This is a genomic window from Priestia sp. YIM B13491 (assembly GCF_042787605.1).
In the GTDB taxonomy this organism is placed as follows: domain Bacteria; phylum Bacillota; class Bacilli; order Bacillales; family Bacillaceae_H; genus Priestia; species Priestia megaterium_E.
This window is the reverse complement of record NZ_JBHZOR010000005.1, coordinates 267410-287891: the sequence shown is the minus strand read 5'-3', so window position 1 is coordinate 287891 and position 20482 is coordinate 267410. Positions and strand designations below refer to the sequence as shown.

Below are 20482 nucleotides of genomic sequence, written 5' to 3'. Positions count from 1 at the left end.
AAAAACCACAAAGATTATTATATGAATTCAAATTTAACAAACGATCACTTCAGAACTGTTAAGGCAGGCACTTTAAATGTTTGTATAATTGTATTACCAGGAGCTAAAGTTGATCGAAACTCCAAAGATAATCAGTCTATAGTTCCCAATCGTGTAAAAAGAGACATAGCGGCTGCTAATAAAATATGGAAACAATATGAGAAAAACCGATTAATCCAAGGTGTTACATTTACTATTACACGTTCAGTTGTTTTTTTGGAAAACATCAGTGGCATTGTTAGTAATGCGGAAAATTTTCCAGTTGGAGGGGCTAGTCATCTTACAATGGTACAAGCAATGCTTAAAACTGGCCGAAAGGTTTGTCAAAATGCTGATGTGTATGTATTTTACATGAATGGAAATAGATTTGGGCCTGTTAATTTTGACTATTCATCTACTCTCGCTGTAACTTATAACTCTTTTCCGCTTATTATTATGACAAATGCAAGTACAGATGAGTATCTTCTCGCACATGAATTGGGTCATTTTATGTTTATTACGAATCGATTTAACGAGACGGATGATCCAGAACCTTTTCATGAACTAGATGGAAATCATAATAAAACGCCTAGTAACCTTATGTTTCCTACTCCTGAATTCTGGCCAATAGTACCAGAGATTACCAGTGAACAGATACACAAAGCTTTAAATAGTCGTGTTTTTTATAGCTAATTGTTGTTCATGCAAAATAAAAACGCCCTTAACAGCGGGTTAAGGACGTTTTTCACTTTTTATTAGATAGAAGCTAATTCTTTTTCAAGAGCTACGTCTACTGATACATAATCATAACCTAAATCATGTGCAACTGCTTCGTACGTAATGGCTCCGTTTGCAACGTTCACTCCTAATTTTAACGCTTCGTTTTGAGCGATTGCTTTGTGAACACCTTTAGAAGCAATTTGAAGTGCGTAAGGTACCGTTACATTTGTTAGAGCAATCGTTGATGTGCGAGGAACTGCTCCCGGCATGTTTGCAACTGCATAGTGTACAACGCCGTGCTTTTCATAAGTCGGCTGATCGTGTGTTGTAATGTGGTCGATTGTTTCAACAATACCACCTTGGTCGATTGCTACGTCAACAATAACAGAACCTGGCTTCATTGTTTTCACCATTTCTTCTGTTACTAGTTTTGGAGCTTTTGCACCTGGGATTAATACTGCGCCAATCACTAAATCTGACTCCGCTACTGCATCCGCAATATTATAAGGGTTTGACACTAGCGTATTGATTTGGTTGCCAAAGATATCGTCTAATTGACGTAAGCGTTCAGGACTTAAATCAATAATTGTTACATCAGCACCGAGACCGATTGCGATTTTTGCAGCATTTGTACCAACACCGCCGCCTCCGATAATCGTTACTTTTCCGCGGCTAACTCCAGGAACACCCGCTAGTAAAATTCCTTTTCCACCGTTTGATTTTTGAAGGAATTGTGCACCGATTTGAGCAGCCATACGTCCTGCTACTTCGCTCATAGGCGTTAATAGAGGCAATGTACGATTTACTGCTACTGTTTCATAAGCAATGGCTGTTACGCCGCTATCTTTTAATGCTTTTGCTAGTGCTGGTTCAGCTGCTAAGTGAAGGTATGTGAATAAGATAAGACCTGGTCTAAAATAGCCGTATTCACTTGCTAGTGGTTCTTTTACTTTCATAACCATTTCGGCTTGTGCCCAAACGTCAGCTGCTGTCTCAACAATTTCAGCTCCAGCTTTTACATAATCTTCGTTTGTGAAGTTACTTCCAATACCCGCTTCATTTTCAATTAATACACGATGACCTGTACCAACAAATGATGCTACGCCTGCTGGTGTAATCGCTACTCGGTTTTCGTTGTTTTTGATTTCTTTTGGTACGCCAATAATCATGATTAATTTCCCCCTTGGTCGTTTGTGTACCTTTAGTATAAAGAAAGTTTTGTGAAATTTCTTTGTCTAGAAAGAAGAATCGAAGAAGTGGTTTTTGTTTAAACACACAAATGTAAACGCTTACTTATCAGAATTTTTAATTTTTATGTAAGGTAATCTAACATCATAAAGAAATAAAAAGTGAAAAAAAGAGCTATTCGTTTATTAGAAAATAAATGAATAGCTCGATGTTAAAAAAAGTCACATTATTTGTTATTTTTTATATTTCATTAACTTAATATCAATATAAAGAGTCATTTTTTGATTAACGTCCTTTAAGTTAATATCACCAATCTCTGAAATTCGCTTTAATCGATAGCTAAGGGTATTCATATGCACATTTAATTCTTTTGCTGCTTCGTTAATGTTATTATCATTATTTAAAAATACTTCGAGAGTCTCCACCAAGTTGCTATTATGACGAAGATCGTAATCAGTTAGCTTCTTTAAAGAATGGTTTTCAAATTGATCTTGCACGCGCTTTTCTAAAATAACATCAAGAAATTGATAAATACCTAATTCCTGATAGTTAATAATCTCTTTCGTTTCTTCTGGAAACTTACTTTTCATATCTAATACGTTCAAGGCTTCTTTATAACTTTTTTCGATATGATCGTGCGATGAATAAATACTGCTGCAGCTGGCTTTAATTTGAGTAACATCAAAGCGTTCATACATGTTGCCTCTAAAATAGTCTACAAAATCTCGCTGTTCATCAAGAGGGTTTTCAACCGCATCCAAAGAAAGCAGTAAGATTAAGTCATTGCAATCAATCGTATAAAGAACGATTTTTAAGCGATGCATCGTTTTTAGCATATACGAGATTTGACGTTCAGCTTCAGGCGTAATATCTTCTTGGAAGCGGAAGATAGCAATGGAAAACGTTGATGGAGCTGTAATTTGAGCTTCATAAAACGCTTCTGAAATTTCTTGGCGAGACTTAATGTGACCAGTTAATAATTTCCAGAAAAATTCCTGTGAACGTTCTTCTCGTTTATATTTTCGAATTTGAAGCTGTAGCAATTTATTTTTTAATACATTCGCAGCTTTTTTTAATAGCTCTACTTCTTCGTCGCCTAAGGCTTTCTCAATTTCAACAGCCCAGATGAATCCTAGAACTTCTTCATTTTTCCAGATGGAAATAGCTATACGATCTCCAAGCCCAATTTCATTTATATTTTTCACACGCACAGGTTCATTTGTCTCAAGCAGTTTAGGAATAATGCCTTCTTTCCATAAGTTGTTGATGACTTTTTCCGGAACTCTTCTTCCAATAATTGTGGCAATACGCGCCTGGTCCGTTCTTTCGTCATGGGTGCTATAAGCTAATAAGCGATGATTAGCATCTTCAATGGTAATAGGACAGTTCAATACTTCGCTAATGCGATCAGCGAATTCTTCAAGCGTATCAAAATTTTCCTTGAACGGATCTTTGATTGGTTTCGTCATATATAAAATCCCTCTTCATAAAACAAAATAAGTACTAGTGCAGCTTTTTTAGCTGCAATAAATATAGTAAAACGGTAACAACCGTGTTGATTGTCAATTCATTGAAATGATTAACTGCTTAATATTTTAACAAAAGTAATTGTTTAAGAAAATGTTAAAATGCGTCTAAAGGTAGTTAAGAATGTACGTATGATTCGTAACTGCGTTCATTTCACTTATTTTATCGAAATTTTCTTCAAAATAATCAATGTTCGGTGAGCATGATTCTTTTCAAGTGTGTATAATAAAACGTATGATTATGGTTATATCAAACTTGAATCTGTAACTTTCTTTATGATATGTTCAGTTACGATTAGGTTGACCAATTCATATTACACATGAAGGGAAGAATTTAACATGGCAAAACAACAAATCGGTGTTATCGGTTTAGCGGTTATGGGGAAAAACTTGGCGCTAAACATTGAGAGCAGAGGCTATTCTGTTTCAGTTTATAACCGCTCTCCTGAAAAGACAGAAGAGTTCCTAAAAACAGAAGCAGAAGGTAAAAATTTTGCAGGTACATACAGTGTGGAAGAGTTTATTAATTCTCTTGAAAAACCGCGTAAAATTTTATTAATGGTTAAAGCTGGTGCTGCTACAGATGCAACAATTGATTCGTTAAAACCATACTTAGAAAAAGGCGACATTTTAATCGATGGCGGAAATACATTCTTCCAGGATACAATTCGTCGTAACAAAGAGCTAGAAGAATTAGGTATCCATTTCATCGGTACAGGCGTATCCGGCGGAGAAGAAGGCGCATTAAAAGGACCTTCAATCATGCCTGGCGGACAAAAAGAAGCATATGAACTTGTAAAACCAATCTTAACAGCTATTTCAGCAAAAGTTGAAGGCGATGATTGCTGCACATACATTGGACCAAATGGTGCAGGTCACTACGTAAAAATGGTTCATAACGGCATCGAGTATGGGGATATGCAGTTAATTTGTGAAGCATACTTCATTATGAAAAACGTATTAGGTTTAGAAACAGATGAACTACATGAAGTATTTGCTGAATGGAATAAAGGCGAGCTAGATAGCTACTTAATTGAAATCACAGCGGATATCTTTACGAAAAAAGATGAAGAAACAGGTAAAGCACTTGTAGACGTTATTTTAGACACTGCAGGTCAAAAGGGTACAGGTAAATGGACAAGCCAAAGTGCGCTTGATTTAGGTGTACCACTACCAATCATTACGGAATCTGTATTTGCGCGCTTTATTTCAGCTATGAAAGAAGAACGTGTAAAAGCAAGCAAAGTATTGAGCGGTCCAAATGCAGCTGCATTTGAAGGTGACAAAGCCGAATTAGTAGAAGCAATTCGTAAAGCATTGTACATGAGTAAAATTTGTTCATATGCGCAAGGGTTTGCTCAAATGAAAGCAGCTTCTGAAGAATATGACTGGAATTTACAGTACGGTGATATTGCAATGATCTTCCGTGGTGGTTGTATCATCCGTGCACAATTCTTACAAAAAATTAAAGAAGCTTACGATCGCGATGCAGATCTAACAAACTTATTATTAGACCCATACTTCAAGGATATCGTAGAAGGCTATCAGTCGGCTCTTCGTGAAGTTATTTCAATTGCGGTTAAACAAGGTATTCCTGTACCAAGTTTCTCAAGTGCATTAGCTTACTATGACAGCTACCGTACAGAAACGTTACCAGCGAACCTTTTACAAGCGCAACGTGACTACTTCGGAGCTCACACATATCAACGTGTTGATAAAGAGGGCGTATTCCATACTGAGTGGTTAAAATAAAAAACAAGAAAAGCAGCTGTATACTACAGCTGCTTTTTTTATTTATTCTTTAGGGGAGAAGTTGTCTTCTCCGACTGGCCACCAGTGAAAACCGTCTTCAGCAAGCAATGCGTCTGATTCTTTTGGCCCCATTGAACCTGACTCGTAGTTCGGGAAGTTTTGTGCTTTTGTGCTTTCCCATGCTTCTGAAATGGTATCAACAAACTTCCAAGAAAGGGCTACTTCATCCCAGTGAGTAAAGTTCGTTGCATCTCCAAGCATGCAATCATAAATAAGGCGCTCATAAGCTTCCGGTGTATTCATTTTATCTCCACAGTTATTGCAATAGTTCAAGTTAATTGGTGTGGACGATGTTGCACCCGGAGTTTTACGCGCGTTTAAGTGAAGCGTAATACCTTCTTCCGGTTGGATATGAATGACAAGCAAGTTTGGATGAATTTCTTTATCTTTATTGAAGTACAGGTTCATTGGTAAGTCTTTGAACTGTACAACAATTGTCGTTGCTTTTTCTTTCATGCGTTTACCTGTACGGATATAAATTGGTACGCCAGCCCATCTGAAGTTATCAATCATAAGCTTACCAGATACAAATGTAGCGGTATTAGACTCAGGATCAACCGAATTTCCTTCGCGGTAGCCGATCACTTCTTCTCCTTCAAGTACACCTTTGCCGTATTGGCCTCGTACAAAATAATCATCTACTTCATCTACTGATAAAGAGCGAAGAGCACGCAATACTTTTACTTTTTCACTGCGAATTTCTTCCGGTGTTAATTTAATTGGCGGTTCCATTGCAAGCAATGCCACCATTTGAAGCATATGGTTTTGTACCATGTCTCGAAGGGCACCTGAAGACTCATAGTAACGGCCACGGTCTTCTACACCAAGCGTCTCGCTAGACGTAATTTGGATGTTTGAAATGTATTGATTGTTCCACATTGGTTCAAATAGAGCATTTGCAAATCGAATAACTTCGATATTTTGCACCATTTCTTTACCGAGGTAGTGGTCGATACGATAAATTTGATCTTCCTTAAATGCATGGCGAATTTGTTCATTTAGTTCTTTAGCAGAAGGATAATCATGGCCAAACGGCTTTTCAATGACTAGGCGACTCCAACCGTCTGTTTGTGTTAAACCTTCATTTTTTAAATTTGAAGCAATTGTTCCGAAAAATTCAGGTGCCATTGCTAGATAGAAAATACGATTTCCAGGCACGTTGTATTGCTCATCAAGGCTTTCTGTTAGGCTTTTTAATTCTTGATAAGAAGCGACATCTGTTACGTCAAACGGTTGGTAATAAAAATGTGAAGCAAACTTTTCAATGTCAGCGTCACTGTTTTTGAAACTGCTCACTGATTTTTTTACATTTTCGCGTAATTCGTCATTAGTCCAAGGTCTTCTTGCGACACCAACAACAGCGAAATCTTCCGATAGTTTGTTCGCTTTATATAAGCGGAAAATAGAGGGGAATAACTTACGTTTTGCTAAATCACCTGTAGCGCCAAAAATTACGATAATGGATTTTGGTTGTACATTTGTCATTACTTCTAGGACCTCACTTTGTCGTAGTTACGTTCAATTTTTTTCCGCTTTAACAGACAACACTTAAATGAAATCTGGGGATTCATTGCCCGTTAAACTCGGCCTTTATAAACAAACGAATGATTGCTTGTTTACCTTTTCCTTTATGTATAGAACTACTAATAAATTGTAACGATTTTAAAGGGTTAACGCAAATAGATTAAAACAATTTGTAGTTATTATTCCATGTTTTTAACAAGTTTAAAAGTATTTTGTTTCGAATACGGAGAAAAAGCTACCGTTATTTTAACAGTAGCTTTTCTCATTTATTTATATTGATACAGGGAACCGATAGATTTTTTTGTTAAAAATGGCAAGTCAGGGCTATCGGCAATGATAAAAATAGGACAGTGCATTAAAAGTGGATATTTTTCGAAAAAAGAAGCATCAGCGTGATAGATGGACGATAGAATAACAGGGAGCTGTTCTAAAAAGTGAAGGTAGCGTGTAATGGTTTCATCTGTTGATGTATGCGCACCGATGTAATAATACACAGTAAGGGAATAAAAGCCTTTATCAAAGACGAAGGATGCTAAATATTCGTTCCGCTCTTTTTGCATATGATCGTAGGCAAATTCAATGCCGATTTGAATGGAAGGAACAGAAGTGTGTTGACCTGGGAAAACGGTGTATTTTCTTGGTATCATCGGTTCAACGGGTGTAACACCCAGGCTGTAGGTTACATCTATTTGGTGGGGATTGCTAATGATCATATGGAATCCCTCCTTTAATATAAAAATACACTCTTTATAAGTGTATACAAAGTTTCATTGAACATGACAATATTAAAATATGCCCAGGCTCTCAGCATATTTAAAGCAGGCAACGTTTGAGCAGGAGGCAGAGTTTACGATAAAATAACAAAAAAGATTATTATGAGGTGATAAGCGATGAGTATTTTAAAAAATGACTGGGCTCCTTTATTAGAAGAAGAATTTCAAAAAGACTATTACATACAGCTTCGAGAATTTTTAGTGGATGAATATAATCACCACACCATTTACCCTGATAAATATGATATTTTTAATGCTTTACACTATACGGATTATAAAAATGTAAAAGTCGTCATATTGGGACAAGATCCTTATCATGGACCAAATCAAGCGCATGGACTGAGCTTCTCTGTTCAACCAGGAGTAAAAACACCGCCTTCTTTAGTGAATATTTACAAAGAGCTGAAAAATGAAATGGATTATCATATTCCGAATAACGGTTATTTAGTCAAATGGGCAGAACAAGGTGTTCTTTTGCTTAACACTGTTTTAACAGTTAGAAGAGGAGAAGCGAATTCTCACAAAGGAAAAGGGTGGGAACAGCTGACGGACCGCATTATTGAATTAGTGGCACAAAAAGAGGAGCCAGTCGTGTTTTTGCTGTGGGGCAAGCATGCACAAGCTAAAAAAGAGCTTATTCATCATTCGCACCATTTAATTTTGGAAAGCCCGCACCCTAGCCCATTTTCGGCTAATCGAGGCTTTTTTGGCAATAATCACTTTCAACGAGCAAATGAGTTTTTGCTTCAACAAGGACGTCAATCTATTGATTGGCAAATTGACGATGTGTAAAAGTGAGCATTTCATGAAGATTAGCTTCAGACATAGCCTCCTATTTCATCTTTTGATAAAATAGCTGTATAAAGTCATATTGAATGTAAGATGAGGTGTCTACATGGATATAAAAATGGCGCAGCTCCTTGATAAAATTAGTGCAGAAGTACAAAAAGCAAAGCACCATTCGAATAGTGCGAACGTTCGAGATCAATTGGTTGCCATAAAAGCACTATGTGAGCTTGCATTAGATCAAAATGGAGAGGTTTCACTATCGAAACCTGTCTCGGTTTCAAAACCTGTTGTAATGTCTTCACCGGAAATTGTGCAATCGCCTGAGATTATGCAGCAACAGATTATTCAGTCATCCAAACCTAATTTTGAAGGAACGAAATTGAAATCAGATGATGCAAACGGCGATAGTCTGTTTGATTTCTAAAGTGAGGAGAAAAACATGAAACTATTTTTAATAATCGGTGCAATCAATGCAATGTTAGCGGTTGCTCTTGGTGCTTTTGGAGCGCATGGGTTAGAAGGGAAAATCTCAGAGAAGTATTTAGAGGTATGGAAAACGGGAGTGCAGTACCAAATGTTCCATGCAATGGGGCTGTTTGTCATTGCGTTTCTATTAAGCAAATTTCCTCAATCTTCTTTGTTAACAGCTTCGGGCTGGATTATGTTCGCGGGGATTGTGCTATTTTCGGGCAGTCTCTACGTATTAAGTACGTCCGGTATTAAAGTTCTCGGCGCGATTACGCCGCTAGGTGGAGTTGCATTTATTGTGGCTTGGATTTTAATTGTTGTTGCAGCTGTAAAATGGCTATAAAAAAACCCCTGAAAAGGGGTTTTTTTAACGCGGAGAATAATTGCTCAACTGCTGGCCTCCACCGCTAAACGGATAGTTATATTTGATTGGACCCTCAAAAGTGATGTAATCGAGATAAACCATAAGTAGTAAATAACGAGTGCCAGTTTGTGGATCACTTAAAATGATATGATCGCGTCCGGCTGCTTCAATTTCCCCTCTAAAGACCTTAGCGTTCCACTGCGTGTTATTTTCAAACGTCATATATACAGTCGCTATTTTTCCTCGATTCAAACGTAAAATATTTTCAATATATGATTCTTCAATGGGCAGTTGATTCGGGTCTTGCGGGGCACCGCTGCCTCCAGAAGAGGTAGGGGGCGGACCTCCTTGACTTTGCCCTTGAACCTGCTGGCCGCCTGGCTGGGGCTGCTGCGGCTGAGGCATATAATAAGGGTAGTTTGGACTCATATACGGATTTTGCATATATTGCTGTTGCGGTTGATTAGACTTTGGTTTTTTCATAGGAACCTCCTTCAAACAAAAAGAAATTAGTAAACTCCTGGACAATCAGCTTGAGTTGGTGCGAAGAAACAGTGAGATTTAAATCGTCCTGTGTTATTTTGGTTATACCATTGAGCAGGACAGTCGCCGCTGGGCTTGAAAAACCACAGTGAGTTTTCCGCGGGGTTAAAACGTTCCCCTCTTAATACACGTCGTGCAAGTGTAATTTCAGACTGGCGAGCACGCTGATAAAAGTAGCCTTTTTGAGTTGCTTCAAATCCGCCTGGGTTTTGAAACACCATCTGACGAATGGTTCTTATATTTCTAAAATCTAAACAGGGAGCTTTAGCGCGGTTCACGCCTACATTTCCTACCAGTAACATCCCTTGTTTTCCTTCACTTTCGGCTTCAGCTCGAATGAGTCTGGCTAGGAGCTTAACATCTTCTTCGTTGTGTGCAACGACTGCCATTATCCCACCTCGCTTACTTGTGACACTGTTGTATATATATGGTCCTGTAAGTGCGAATATGCCATGGCTAGAAAATAAAAAACCTGTTTCCACTTGGAAACAGGTTTTTTAGATAAAGCTCATTGATATTTATTGCTCTAGGCGTTACAAAAGCGATGAGCGCTTTTGCGGCTTAGTTTAAACGTGTAAAAAGCGTGCAATAGCTTCTTCTTTTAATAAATTTCCGACAAAGAAGCTGCCAAATTCCCCGTAGCGAGCACTTACTTCGTCAAAACGCATTTCGTATACTAATTTTTTAAATTGAAGTACGTCATCTGCAAAAAGAGTAACGCCCCACTCGTAATCATCAAAACCAACAGAACCCGTAATGATTTGCTTTACTTTTCCAGCGTATTGACGTCCAATCATTCCATGACTGCGCATTAAGCTGCGTCGCTCTTCCATAGGAAGCATGTACCAATTGTCATTTCCTTGACGACGTTTATCCATTGGATAAAAGCAAACATGACTAGCTTTTGGTAAAGTTGGATATAGTCTAGCTTGGATTTGAGGATTTTCATAAGGATCCTCCCCAGCAGGTAAGTAATTGCTTAATTCAACTACTGATACGTATGAATAAGTAGGAATGGTAAACTCAGCAAGCTTTGTTTTATTAAATTCTGTTTCAATTTCATTTAGTTCTTCCATAGTAGGACGAACAAGCATTAGCATAAAGTCCGCTTTTTGGCCGACAATGGTATATAAAGCATGACTGCCTTGCTTCTCAGCTTCAGTTCCTTTCCATTTCTCAATCAATCCTAAAAATTCATGGATAGCCGCTTGGCGATCGTCGCTTGATAACTGCTTCCAAGCGCCCCAATCGATTGAACGGAAATCATGAAGTGCATACCAACCGTCTAATGTTTGTGCTGCTTCTGCCATTTCGTTTCACTCCTATTGTCCGATTATGATAAATTCCAATTCTACTATATCATAGTTTGTCCGAAGAACTGGAATGAAAAACCTGTGATTTTGTGACTAAACTTTAAACAATTGTCGCAAAGTAAAAACAGGTTTCATTTTAGGTGTTAGTGGAAAATTAAGAATTAAAAGACTTTTTCGTAATCATGGATTCTTGAAGGACATGCCTTTGATTTTTAAAAAAAGTGGAGTATCCTATTATGAGAAAAGTTTTTTACATATCGAGGAGGATTTACTTTGAGTGATTTATTTACAGGTTTAAAACAAAAAGTATCAGCTAGCGATGTATCAATCGTATTCCCAGAGGGATTAGATGAGCGCGTATTAGGCGCTGTTTCTCGTTTAGCTGCCGACAATATCTTAAAGCCTATCGTTGTTGGAAACAAAGACGCTGTAGCATCAAAAGCAGCAGAACTAAACGTAAAACTAGACGGTGTTGAGGTTCTAGATCCTCAAAGCTACTCTGAATTTGATGAAATGGTAGCAGCGTTTGTTGAGCGTCGTAAAGGTAAGGCAACAGAAGAAGATGCTCGCAAAATTTTATTAGATGAAAACTATTTTGGCACAATGCTTGTTCATATGAACAAAGCTGACGGTCTTGTAAGCGGAGCTGCTCATTCTACAGCAGACACAGTACGTCCGGCTCTACAAATTATCAAAACAAGACAAGGTGTTAAGAAAACATCTGGCGTATTTATTATGGTTCGCGGCGATCAAAAATACGTATTTGCTGACTGTGCAATCAACATCTCACCTGACAGCCAAGATTTAGCTGAAATTGCTATCGAAAGTGCTCGTACAGCTGAAATGTTCGATATCGATCCTCGTGTTGCTATGCTAAGCTTCTCAACAAAAGGATCAGCAAAATCTCCGGAAACAGAAAAGGTAGCAAACGCAGTAGAAATTGCAAAAGAATTAGCACCAAGCGTAACATTAGACGGCGAATTCCAATTCGACGCAGCATTTGTTCCTTCTGTAGCTGAAAAGAAAGCACCAGGTTCAGTGATTAAAGGAGATGCAAATGTATTTGTATTCCCAAGCCTTGAAGCAGGTAACATTGGTTACAAAATTGCACAGCGCCTAGGAAACTTCGAAGCAGTAGGTCCAATCTTACAAGGTCTAAACAAACCGGTAAACGATCTATCTCGCGGTTGTAACGAAGAAGATGTGTACAAGCTTGCTTTAATCACAGCAGCTCAAGCGTTGTAATAAAAAAACTCCGTCCTAGGGCGGAGTTTTTTTATTCGGCTAATGAACCTAATGCTTTTTCGTTGCGGTCATACATGCGCTGCAGCTGCGTCTCAAACAGCTCTTGTTCGGTAGCATTTAAAGGCATATTCACAAGAGAAGAGCTCATACTATTCAGTGTTTGCAATAAAAGCAGCATGACATCAGAAACGGTTAAATCAATCTGTAATAGTTCAGATAGCGAAGCCATTGTGTGAGGCTCGATATCTGGGTATGAAAATTTAGTTTCCGTGTTTTGGAGACCTTTTTTGTAAAACTCTTGAATGAGAGAAGCACGTTTAGAACCGCTTCCTTTAACGCATAAGTAAATTTGTACAGCCACTCCGCTGCGAACGCGTCGCTGTGAAATGCCTGCAAATTTTTGATTGCGAATGCTTAAATCAAAGCTGCCGGGACAATAAGAGCCTACGATTTCCTTCGCTTCAATTGCTGTCCCGTAAGATGCAAACATGATCTTAATCAAATCAAACATGGCTTCATATCCACGATCAATATCAATTCCTTTTTCTGCATCAGGAAAAATTAAAGAAATGTTTAGAACATCCTGATCAAGTACGACAGCGAGGCCGCCTGAATTGCGGACGATTGTTTTATATCCTTGTTCGTGTAAATAAGCTGCACCTTCAGCTAAATGAGGTAGCTTTGTATCTTGGATGCCTAATACAATCGTATCGTGATGCACCCATGAGCGCATGACAGCTGGAGATTCACCTCTTCCAACGGTTGTACAAAGCGTGTCATCGATGGCAAAAGAATGACGGGCATCAAAATGAGGACCTAGACTGGATTGATCAATAATACGCCAAGCGGGCTGTGCTAAAAGCTTCAAACTATTCTGCTGCATATCTCAAACCCCTTTATAAACAGTAAACGAACATATTATAGCATAAAGGCGTCGTGTCATTGACTGTAAAATAGAAAAAGAAGAAAGAAGAGCCAAGTTTGACATCCTCTTTCTTCGTTCATGTAGCTTATTCAGCCATTTTCTCAAGATTTCCGTTGCGATCCATTTTAAATGTAGTAGAAGAACGTTCTTCTTCATCGAATAGAGCTAACTTTCGCGCACGGTTCATGATTTGCATTAATGTTTCATAGTCTTCTTGAATAGTAGTAGCATTTGCCTCGAGATGTTTGATTTGTTTTTCCAACTCTGTGTTTTTCTTAGCTAGCTCTGCATTTTCTTGCATCAAGCGTTTGTTTTCGCTTTGCAATGCTTGTAAACTGCTCGCTTGATTTGGCATTGTTTGCAAAAAGCGAATAACATCAGCCATTGAAAGCTCCTCGCTGCTGCTTTTTTCTACTTGTGTTTCAGATAAGCTATATGTTGCTGTAGGTGCGGACATCATTTGTTCCACATGCTCTACAGATGCTGGTGGTGTATATAATAATTTCTTTTTGCCTTGCTCTTGTCCAAGTGCACGCATGCGCTGTTTTCGCTGTTTTTTGGCTAGCTGAAGTGCTTTTTCATACTGATGGCGTACCACAGCATTCCATCTGAATCCACATGCCGCTGAAGTGCGATTTAATTCATCTCCAACTTCTTCAAACGCATTCAGCTGCGTACTTCCTTCGCGGACATGGCGCAATACTGTTTCAGCTAATAATAAGTCGTTTTCTTCTGTCCAAGCATCTTGTCTATCTTTCACTTTGTTCACTCCTCTATTTTCCATGACTCATAGTAATCATGTTTTGTAGTATCATCATGTACAAAAAATCCATACTTTATACCATTTCTTCTAGGAGTATGATAGATTTTGCTTCCTTCTTTAACTTGCATCGGACTTCAAATAGGGGTAAAATACCCCTTAGACAAAATGATGAACCAATTTTGAAAGGATTGTGTCAACATGGCAAATGAATTTAGAATTTGTGATGATTGTCAGGCAACAAACGTCAAAACGTTGTTACCTCGACTTAAAAAAATAGATGAACAAGCTGAAGTACAAATCGGCTGCCAGTCTTACTGTGGACCCGGACGTAAAAAGTCATTTGCATTTGTAAACAATCGTCCTGTAGCAGCGCCAACAGAGGATGAATTAATCGAGAAGATTGAGAAAAAAGTAAAAAAATAGATAGTGAAACAATAAATAGCTGCTTTTCTGCTACTTATTTGTCGAACGAGCTTCTTACAAACAGAATCGCCTTGTTTGTTAAGTAAATCACCTTGGTTGCTTGACGAGGTGATTTTTTATTCTGAATAGGAAAATAGGAAGTGAATGTCGAAAAATTATAGCAACAACAAAGTGAAGATAGAGAGGTATGTAAATGACATATCCTAATGAAAAACTCAGTGAAGAAAAAGTATTTAAAGATCCTGTTCACCGCTATATCCATGTAAGAGATCGTGTTATTTGGGAGCTAATTGGGACAGCCGAATTTCAAAGGCTGCGTCGTATTAGACAGCTAGGAACGACATACTTAACGTTTCATGGGGCTGAGCACAGCCGTTTTAGTCATTCCCTAGGTGTTTATGAAATTGTGCGCCGCATTATTGATGACGGTTTTCAAGGACGCCCTGAATGGAATGAAGATGAGCGTCTTCTTTGTCTTTGTGCTGCTTTACTGCACGATTTAGGTCACGGTCCGTTTTCACATTCGTTTGAGAAGGTTTTCCACTTAGACCATGAAGAATTTACACAAGCCATTATCGTAGGTGACACAGAGGTAAATCAAGTGTTAACGAAAGTAGGAAAGGATTTTCCTAAAAAAGTGGCTGAAGTAATCGCGAAAACATATGAAAATAAGCTTGTCGTTAGTTTGATTTCCAGTCAAATTGATGCAGATCGCATGGATTATTTGCAGCGTGATGCGTATTACACAGGAGTAAGCTACGGTCACTTTGATATGGAACGAATTCTGCGCGTTATGCGTCCTAGGGAAGACCAAGCCGTGATTAAACACAGCGGTATGCATGCGGTTGAAGATTATATTATGAGCCGCTATCAAATGTACTGGCAGGTGTATTTTCATCCTGTTACGAGAAGTGCTGAAGTGATTTTGACAAAAATTTTACATCGTGCAAAAGAGCTCCATCATCATTACTATGAGTTCAAGCAGGAGCCAACTCATTTTTATTCGATTTTTGAAGAAGAAATATCGCTAAAAGAGTATTTGAAATTAGATGAATCTGTGATTTTATTTTATTTTCAAGCGTGGGAAGAAGAAGAGGATGAAATTTTATCTGATCTATGCCGAAGATTTATGAATCGTCAGCTTTTTAAATACATTGAGTTTAATCCGAATTCACAAATGAAGATGTGGATGGAGCTTACAACATTATTTAAAAAAGCGGGTATTAATCCAGATTATTATTTAGTCGTCGATTCTTCAAGCGACTTACCATACGATTTTTATCGACCGGGTGAAGAGGAAGAACGTTTGCCGATTCATCTGTTGATGCCAAATAATGAAGTGCGTGAATTATCACGTCAGTCGGAGATTGTTGAAGCAATTTCAGGGAAAAAGAGAACCGATCATAAATTATATTTTCCACAAGATCTCATTGATCAATTGTCGTCTAAGCGAAAAGTTAAAGATCAGATTATAAACTTACTAAAAGGAGATCAGAGTTAAATAGTATAGGAGTTGAAGGGGCTGTGTTAAACGATCACGCAAAGATTGTGAAAGTATTTTCCGCGGCGGGAGAAGTTGTTGGCAGAAAAAAGTTACAAAAGATGATATTTATCGGAAAAAAGCTGAAGTTTCCTTTTTATGAAAAGTATAATTTTCACTTTTTTGGACCTTATTCTGAGGAATTAACGCTTCGAATTGAAGAGCTGTGCAACTTAGGCTTTTTAAGTGAAATTAAAGAGAAAAAAGGCGGGTATATGCAGTATCGCTACGTATTAACAGAAGCGGGGGAAGGATTTCTAAGCCACTATGATTTAGAACTTCCTCACTTGCAGGAATGTATGAAGGATATGAACGAACAAAGCTCGAAATTTTTGGAGCTTGTCTCCACGATTTTATATTTCGATAATTTACCGAAAGAAGAAGTAAAAGAAAAAGTGTTTACGCTAAAGCGTAAGCAAAACTATACAGAAGAAGACATTTCAGAAGCATACAAATATATTGAAAAACTTCAGGCAACGCTGTCTGTCCATTAAAAAGATGCCATAGGTTCACTCCTATGGCATCTTTTTTATGTAGGCGTTATTGATCGCTCATGCGCTTGCCCGCTACAGCGTAATGGTTTTTAGACATTTCTTCAATGATAATAGATACTTTTTCAGGTGCTGCACCTGTTGTTTCCACAATAGCATCCGTTACTTTTTCAACAAGAGCTCTTTTTTGATCATCTGTACGGCCCTCAAGCATTTTAACAGTTACAACTGGCATAATGTGTACACTCCTTTTTGGTCATTATATGATTAGTGTACCCGTTTTCTGAATAAAATGACAGTATGAGATAGTGATGGAGGCCATAATCTGTAGTATACTTTTATAATAACATCGATATAAAAAACAGCTGTGTCCAAAGGAAGCTCATCGCTGGTCTTTGAGAATTTTTAGGGCATATTTGAAGAAGCCTTGTATCTTTCTTACAGCAAAAAAAGATTCATCTAGTAGATGTGATAGGTAGAAATTATTTTAAAATAAAGGAGATAAAGAGTGGAACATTTTTTAGCTTTTTCATTGCAAGACCTTCCTTACGTGGTAATGACGCTTATTGTTGCATTCACGCTGCATGAGTTTGCACATGCGTATGTAGCTTATTTATTTGGAGACCACACGGCTAAAAAGCAAGGAAGGCTAACGCTTTCTCCGCTGGCTCATTTAGATCCATTTGGAACGCTTTTGTTAATTATCGCAGGTTTTGGGTGGGCGAAGCCGGTTCCTGTTAATCGCTATTTCTTTAAAAAGCCTCGTTTAGCTGGTATTCTAGTATCGATAGCGGGACCGTTTAGCAACTTGGTGTTGGCATTTATCGGCTTGCTTATTTACTATTTGATGAATAACGCCGCAGTGGACAACGATGCGCTTTATCGTTTTGTTACATTATTTATTCAAATAAACCTAACACTAGGTGTATTTAACTTGTTGCCTTTTCCACCTTTAGACGGCTACCGCGTGATTGAAGACCTCGTTCCGCCGTCTACGCGAGCCAAGATGACGCAGTATGAGTCTTGGGGCATTTTTGTATTTTTGATTCTTGTGATTACACCTCTGGATCGCATTGTGATCTGGCCGCTTCTAAACGGAGCAGCAACATTTGTTATGAATATCTTTCAGCAGATATTAGCACCACTGATTTAATGAATAGAGGAGGCTTACTATGACTCAGCCAAAAAAGAAAAGTATAGGATTTAATATCATAAAAGACGATTCAACCGACGGCCACGGCGGTTACGGGGTTGGAGCGTTAAGTTTAGAAAACATTTCACCTGTTTTTGTTTGTCCGAGCGACGAAGAAGTCTTTGTGGATATCGGTGCGATGCATGCAAGAAGTGTAGTGGAAAAAGGAATTAAGTTCTTACCGAATAAAGACGAGGTGCCAAACGGCAAGTTATATTGGCTTGTGTGGGTAACGATTGATCGCAAGCAAGAAGGACCTTACTACGCAGGTATGACAGCATGTGAAATGACCGTTGATCGTGAAATTCGCCGCGGCTATAAGTCACTTCCTGAACACGTAAATAAAATGGATAAATCTTTAAAACGACGCATTATGGTAGAAGAAATGGATAACAAGTCTAAGGATTTGCTTCGTGAGTTTTTGAAGTCTCATAATGAAGAAGTTTGGACGTTATCTAATGATGACTTAAAAGAAGCGCTTCAAACATCGTAATGCTAAAAAAAGCTTAAGGCCTTGGCCTTAAGCTTTTTTTTTAATCAAACCATTTGGGTAACCAGTGAAACTTTTTATCTTCTGTTTCACGCTCTTTTTTCTTCGTTTTTGCTGCATGATCGATGTGATCAGTACAATATGTTTTTGGCTGTGTTCCAGTTAAATAATAAGCTTTATATTGAACAGGGCATGATTTGGATGCTAACTTTCCATTTTGAGGATTAATGTTTACGCTCATTAATCCGTTTGGTGCTTTAAACTTTTCTTTTTTCTTCCCTTGTAAAGCATCTTCCATAAATAATGCCCACATTTTTTTTGCGTATCCTTTTTCAGCTACATCATCCATTGTCCTTCCTTGATCATATCCAACCCAAACGCCTGAAACGAGCTGAGGAGAGTAGCCAATCATCCAGCTGTCCGTGGAGGTTGTGCCGGATTTTCCTGCATAAGGACGAGATACATATTTAGAAATAGGCTTTCCTGTGACGGTTGTATAGCCATTTAGCTTTTGATTAAACATGCCTGTCATTAAATGAGTAGTAAGAAAAGCATAGCGCTTATCAATGACTTGTTTCCGTTCCGAAGGAGCTTGATAAACAACTTCTCCGTCATGGGTTTCAATTCGTTTAATAAATGTTGGACGAATTTCTTTTCCGCCATTAGCAAAGATGCCGTACGCATTAACCATATCAATGACTTTGACAGGTGAAGTTCCAAGAGCTAAAGATGGAACTTTCTTTAAAGGTGATGATATTCCAAGTGTTTTAGCGGTTTCAATCAAGCGGTTTTCCCCAATAAACAAATGCGTTTTTACGGCATAAATATTGTCTGAAAGTGCGATGGCTTGAGCCATTGTAATAGGAGCATCTGCATAATAATTGTGATAGTTACTAGGCGTGTATGTCGAAACGCCATCTTCCAATTTGAACGTCGTTTCTTCACTTTTCATTGGAGTAGATTCAGTAAAACCGTCTTTTAACGCCGCATAGTATAAAAATGGCTTCATCGTTGAGCCAGGCTGTCTTATTGCTTGAGTCGCGCGATTAAACGGGCTCTTTTCATAATCTCTTCCACCAATAAGAGCTTTCACTTGTCCATTTTTAGGATTCATCGCAACAAATGCACTTTGTACGTCTGAAGAGCTGCTGATAACATCCTTCATTTTTTCTTCGGCCGTTCGCTGCATCTTTTCATCCAGCGTTGTATAAACGCGAAGTCCATTTGTATAAATCATGGTTTCATCAATGCCTAAATCTTGCTTTAATTCTGCTAGCGCTGCATCCATAAAGTAAGAAGCATCTTCTTTATTAGGATCTTTTTCAGCAGGCTTTGCGAATGCTAGAGGTGTTACAAGCGCTTTTGTTGCTTGCTTAGCTGTAATAATTCCATCCTCTTTCATGAGAGATAAAATGATATTTTGTCGTTTTTTTGCATTTTCTTGATGAATAAGAGGAGAGTAGTAGCTAGGGCCTTTTGGAATACCTGCTAACATACTCGCTTCACTTAACGTCAAATTTTTGGCATGCTTATCAAAATACAACCTAGCTGCCGCTTCAATTCCATAAGCTCCATGGCCGTAGTAAATCGTATTCATGTAGCCTTCTAGAATTTCATCTTTGCTATAATTCATTTCTAACCGAATTGTATACAGAGCTTCTTGAAGCTTTCGAGTCCACGTTTTGTCGTGCTCTAGAAACAAGTTTCGTGCATACTGCTGAGTAATGGTACTCGCACCCTGTACTTTTCCCATAGCTTTTATATCAGCTACAATTGCTCCGGCGATTCGATGCATATCAAAGCCGTGATGCTCATAGAAGCGCTTATCTTCAACGGCTAAAGTCGCATCTTTTACGTAAGGTGAAATTTGATTAAGTGAAACCCAGTAGCGCTTTTGTCCATTGTGAACTTCATCAAGAACTTTACCATTTGCTGAGTAGAAAACAGCTGTTTGAGAAACGTTTAGCGGAGGGGGGCCAGAGATTTTGGCGTAGAGAAAGATGCTTATGTAGGCAAACAACAATAAAGCCCCCGCTAATATACCAAGGACGAGAAGAATTCGGAAGATGCGTCTTGCCTTTTTTAAATGTTCGGTTAATACCGTTTCCATTTCTATTCACCACCAATATGTGTCACTATGCACCATGCATGTTGTTTTCAATACAACAAAATTCTATTAAAAGAGCGGTGCAAGTAGATTCTAAAGCTTGTATCTATCATCAGTATGAAATAGAAAAGGAGGTTTTAAACCTCCATTGCTAAAAATTTTACTTGCTTTTTTGCTGAATTCATCTATACTTTTTTCATGTTTGTATAAATTATGTTAGGGTAATCTATGCATAGGTTAATTCTCAAAATAGAAGGGAAGAGTTTGA

22 protein-coding genes are annotated in these 20482 nt (G+C 38.2%); 11 read left to right on the top strand and 11 right to left on the bottom strand.

What is annotated here, in order from left to right; translation table 11 throughout:
* Positions 1–21: 21 nt before the first annotated feature.
* Positions 22–711 (top strand): hypothetical protein, encoded by a 690-nt coding sequence (locus ACFX4E_RS19975; RefSeq protein ID WP_225049787.1) that lies wholly within the window; start codon positions 22–24, stop codon positions 709–711.
* A gap of 62 nt (positions 712–773) precedes the next feature.
* Here the strand turns inward: ACFX4E_RS19975 and ald are convergent, their stop codons facing one another.
* Together ald and ACFX4E_RS19965 are read right to left on the bottom strand one after the other, a co-directional pair.
* Positions 774–1907 carry an alanine dehydrogenase gene (gene ald, locus ACFX4E_RS19970; protein WP_013059863.1) on the bottom strand — a complete coding sequence of 378 codons (1134 nt, stop codon included), beginning with the start codon at positions 1905–1907 and terminating at the stop codon, positions 774–776.
* Positions 1908–2159: 252 nt separating this feature from the next.
* Positions 2160–3395, bottom strand: coding sequence for a PucR family transcriptional regulator (locus tag ACFX4E_RS19965; protein ID WP_028409727.1), 1236 nt, complete (start codon positions 3393–3395; stop codon positions 2160–2162).
* Between the two features lie 396 nt (positions 3396–3791).
* Here ACFX4E_RS19965 and gndA point away from each other — a divergent pair, with 396 nt between their 5' ends.
* Positions 3792–5204, top strand: a complete 1413-nt coding sequence (gndA, locus tag ACFX4E_RS19960) for an NADP-dependent phosphogluconate dehydrogenase (RefSeq protein WP_028409726.1) — start codon at positions 3792–3794, stop codon at positions 5202–5204.
* Between the two features lie 42 nt (positions 5205–5246).
* Here the strand turns inward: gndA and zwf are convergent, their stop codons facing one another.
* Entirely contained in the window at positions 5247–6749 is a 1503-nt protein-coding gene (zwf, locus tag ACFX4E_RS19955; protein ID WP_013059860.1) for a glucose-6-phosphate dehydrogenase, read from the bottom strand.
* A gap of 305 nt (positions 6750–7054) precedes the next feature.
* Positions 7055–7501: a staygreen family protein gene (locus tag ACFX4E_RS19950; protein WP_060745884.1), complete on the bottom strand. Its 447-nt coding sequence runs from the start codon at positions 7499–7501 to the stop codon at positions 7055–7057.
* A 177-nt stretch (positions 7502–7678) separates the two neighbouring features.
* Between ACFX4E_RS19950 and ACFX4E_RS19945 the strand changes: the two genes are divergently transcribed.
* The 3 genes from ACFX4E_RS19945 to ACFX4E_RS19935 all read left to right on the top strand — a co-directional run bounded on the left by ACFX4E_RS19945 (position 7679) and on the right by ACFX4E_RS19935 (position 9161).
* Entirely contained in the window at positions 7679–8353 is a 675-nt protein-coding gene (locus ACFX4E_RS19945; protein ID WP_028409723.1) for a uracil-DNA glycosylase, read from the top strand.
* Positions 8354–8456: 103 nt separating this feature from the next.
* Positions 8457–8774, top strand: coding sequence for a YwdI family protein (locus ACFX4E_RS19940; protein WP_028409722.1), 318 nt, complete (start codon positions 8457–8459; stop codon positions 8772–8774).
* A 15-nt stretch (positions 8775–8789) separates the two neighbouring features.
* Complete coding sequence (locus tag ACFX4E_RS19935) at positions 8790–9161, top strand: DUF423 domain-containing protein (protein ID WP_013059856.1); 372 nt, start codon at positions 8790–8792, stop codon at positions 9159–9161.
* A 24-nt stretch (positions 9162–9185) separates the two neighbouring features.
* On the opposite strand, the gene gerQ is transcribed toward ACFX4E_RS19935, so the two are convergent.
* The 3 genes from gerQ to hemQ all read right to left on the bottom strand — a co-directional run bounded on the left by gerQ (position 9186) and on the right by hemQ (position 11035).
* The gene (gene gerQ / locus ACFX4E_RS19930) at positions 9186–9665 is read right to left on the bottom strand and encodes a spore coat protein GerQ (protein WP_013059855.1); all 480 of its coding nucleotides are present in this window, start codon (positions 9663–9665) and stop codon (positions 9186–9188) included.
* Positions 9666–9691: 26 nt separating this feature from the next.
* Positions 9692–10114 carry a cell wall hydrolase gene (locus ACFX4E_RS19925; protein WP_016765947.1) on the bottom strand — a complete coding sequence of 141 codons (423 nt, stop codon included), beginning with the start codon at positions 10112–10114 and terminating at the stop codon, positions 9692–9694.
* A gap of 177 nt (positions 10115–10291) precedes the next feature.
* The gene (hemQ, locus tag ACFX4E_RS19920) at positions 10292–11035 is read right to left on the bottom strand and encodes a hydrogen peroxide-dependent heme synthase (protein WP_013059854.1); all 744 of its coding nucleotides are present in this window, start codon (positions 11033–11035) and stop codon (positions 10292–10294) included.
* 276 nt (positions 11036–11311) lie between these two features.
* Between hemQ and pta the strand changes: the two genes are divergently transcribed.
* Positions 11312–12283, top strand: a complete 972-nt coding sequence (gene pta / locus ACFX4E_RS19915) for a phosphate acetyltransferase (RefSeq protein WP_013059853.1) — start codon at positions 11312–11314, stop codon at positions 12281–12283.
* Between the two features lie 31 nt (positions 12284–12314).
* Here pta and lipL read toward each other — a convergent pair whose 3' ends face one another.
* Both lipL and ACFX4E_RS19905 read right to left on the bottom strand, forming a co-directional pair.
* Entirely contained in the window at positions 12315–13166 is an 852-nt protein-coding gene (gene lipL / locus ACFX4E_RS19910; protein WP_028409720.1) for an octanoyl-[GcvH]:protein N-octanoyltransferase, read from the bottom strand.
* A gap of 127 nt (positions 13167–13293) precedes the next feature.
* Positions 13294–13968, bottom strand: a complete 675-nt coding sequence (locus tag ACFX4E_RS19905; RefSeq protein WP_028409719.1) for an RsfA family transcriptional regulator — start codon at positions 13966–13968, stop codon at positions 13294–13296.
* 201 nt (positions 13969–14169) lie between these two features.
* On the opposite strand from ACFX4E_RS19905, the gene ACFX4E_RS19900 reads away from it, so the two are divergent.
* The 3 genes from ACFX4E_RS19900 (at position 14170) to ACFX4E_RS19890 (ending at position 16428) form a co-directional block, all read left to right on the top strand.
* On the top strand, positions 14170–14394 hold the full coding sequence (locus ACFX4E_RS19900; protein ID WP_013059850.1) for a YuzB family protein: 225 nt from the start codon (positions 14170–14172) through the stop codon (positions 14392–14394).
* 193 nt (positions 14395–14587) lie between these two features.
* Positions 14588–15895 carry an HD domain-containing protein gene (locus tag ACFX4E_RS19895; RefSeq protein ID WP_013059849.1) on the top strand — a complete coding sequence of 436 codons (1308 nt, stop codon included), beginning with the start codon at positions 14588–14590 and terminating at the stop codon, positions 15893–15895.
* 23 nt (positions 15896–15918) lie between these two features.
* On the top strand, positions 15919–16428 hold the full coding sequence (locus tag ACFX4E_RS19890; RefSeq protein ID WP_013059848.1) for a YwgA family protein: 510 nt from the start codon (positions 15919–15921) through the stop codon (positions 16426–16428).
* A gap of 46 nt (positions 16429–16474) precedes the next feature.
* Here the strand turns inward: ACFX4E_RS19890 and ACFX4E_RS19885 are convergent, their stop codons facing one another.
* Positions 16475–16660 (bottom strand): 2-hydroxymuconate tautomerase, encoded by a 186-nt coding sequence (locus ACFX4E_RS19885; RefSeq protein WP_025752468.1) that lies wholly within the window; start codon positions 16658–16660, stop codon positions 16475–16477.
* 273 nt (positions 16661–16933) lie between these two features.
* Here ACFX4E_RS19885 and ACFX4E_RS19880 point away from each other — a divergent pair, with 273 nt between their 5' ends.
* On the top strand, positions 16934–17578 hold the full coding sequence (locus tag ACFX4E_RS19880) for a site-2 protease family protein (protein WP_016765944.1): 645 nt from the start codon (positions 16934–16936) through the stop codon (positions 17576–17578).
* A gap of 19 nt (positions 17579–17597) precedes the next feature.
* Positions 17598–18110, top strand: coding sequence for a YwhD family protein (locus ACFX4E_RS19875; protein WP_025752469.1), 513 nt, complete (start codon positions 17598–17600; stop codon positions 18108–18110).
* 40 nt (positions 18111–18150) lie between these two features.
* Here the strand turns inward: ACFX4E_RS19875 and ACFX4E_RS19870 are convergent, their stop codons facing one another.
* Entirely contained in the window at positions 18151–20217 is a 2067-nt protein-coding gene (locus tag ACFX4E_RS19870; protein ID WP_098333902.1) for a transglycosylase domain-containing protein, read from the bottom strand.
* Positions 20218–20482: the final 265 nt, after the last annotated feature.

What these genes read in the sequence shown, in the direction of transcription:
- ACFX4E_RS19975 (WP_225049787.1), top strand. Translation starts at nt 22, where the DNA reads ATGAATTCAAATTTAACAAACGATCACTTCAGAACTGTTAAGGCAGGC.
- ald (WP_013059863.1), bottom strand. Translation starts at nt 1,907, where the DNA reads ATGATTATTGGCGTACCAAAAGAAATCAAAAACAACGAAAACCGAGTA.
- ACFX4E_RS19965 (WP_028409727.1), bottom strand. Translation starts at nt 3,395, where the DNA reads ATGACGAAACCAATCAAAGATCCGTTCAAGGAAAATTTTGATACGCTT.
- gndA (WP_028409726.1), top strand. Translation starts at nt 3,792, where the DNA reads ATGGCAAAACAACAAATCGGTGTTATCGGTTTAGCGGTTATGGGGAAA.
- zwf (WP_013059860.1), bottom strand. Translation starts at nt 6,749, where the DNA reads ATGACAAATGTACAACCAAAATCCATTATCGTAATTTTTGGCGCTACA.
- ACFX4E_RS19950 (WP_060745884.1), bottom strand. Translation starts at nt 7,501, where the DNA reads ATGATCATTAGCAATCCCCACCAAATAGATGTAACCTACAGCCTGGGT.
- ACFX4E_RS19945 (WP_028409723.1), top strand. Translation starts at nt 7,679, where the DNA reads ATGAGTATTTTAAAAAATGACTGGGCTCCTTTATTAGAAGAAGAATTT.
- ACFX4E_RS19940 (WP_028409722.1), top strand. Translation starts at nt 8,457, where the DNA reads ATGGATATAAAAATGGCGCAGCTCCTTGATAAAATTAGTGCAGAAGTA.
- ACFX4E_RS19935 (WP_013059856.1), top strand. Translation starts at nt 8,790, where the DNA reads ATGAAACTATTTTTAATAATCGGTGCAATCAATGCAATGTTAGCGGTT.
- gerQ (WP_013059855.1), bottom strand. Translation starts at nt 9,665, where the DNA reads ATGAAAAAACCAAAGTCTAATCAACCGCAACAGCAATATATGCAAAAT.
- ACFX4E_RS19925 (WP_016765947.1), bottom strand. Translation starts at nt 10,114, where the DNA reads ATGGCAGTCGTTGCACACAACGAAGAAGATGTTAAGCTCCTAGCCAGA.
- hemQ (WP_013059854.1), bottom strand. Translation starts at nt 11,035, where the DNA reads ATGGCAGAAGCAGCACAAACATTAGACGGTTGGTATGCACTTCATGAT.
- lipL (WP_028409720.1), bottom strand. Translation starts at nt 13,166, where the DNA reads ATGCAGCAGAATAGTTTGAAGCTTTTAGCACAGCCCGCTTGGCGTATT.
- ACFX4E_RS19900 (WP_013059850.1), top strand. Translation starts at nt 14,170, where the DNA reads ATGGCAAATGAATTTAGAATTTGTGATGATTGTCAGGCAACAAACGTC.
- ACFX4E_RS19895 (WP_013059849.1), top strand. Translation starts at nt 14,588, where the DNA reads ATGACATATCCTAATGAAAAACTCAGTGAAGAAAAAGTATTTAAAGAT.
- ACFX4E_RS19885 (WP_025752468.1), bottom strand. Translation starts at nt 16,660, where the DNA reads ATGCCAGTTGTAACTGTTAAAATGCTTGAGGGCCGTACAGATGATCAA.
- ACFX4E_RS19875 (WP_025752469.1), top strand. Translation starts at nt 17,598, where the DNA reads ATGACTCAGCCAAAAAAGAAAAGTATAGGATTTAATATCATAAAAGAC.
- ACFX4E_RS19870 (WP_098333902.1), bottom strand. Translation starts at nt 20,217, where the DNA reads ATGGAAACGGTATTAACCGAACATTTAAAAAAGGCAAGACGCATCTTC.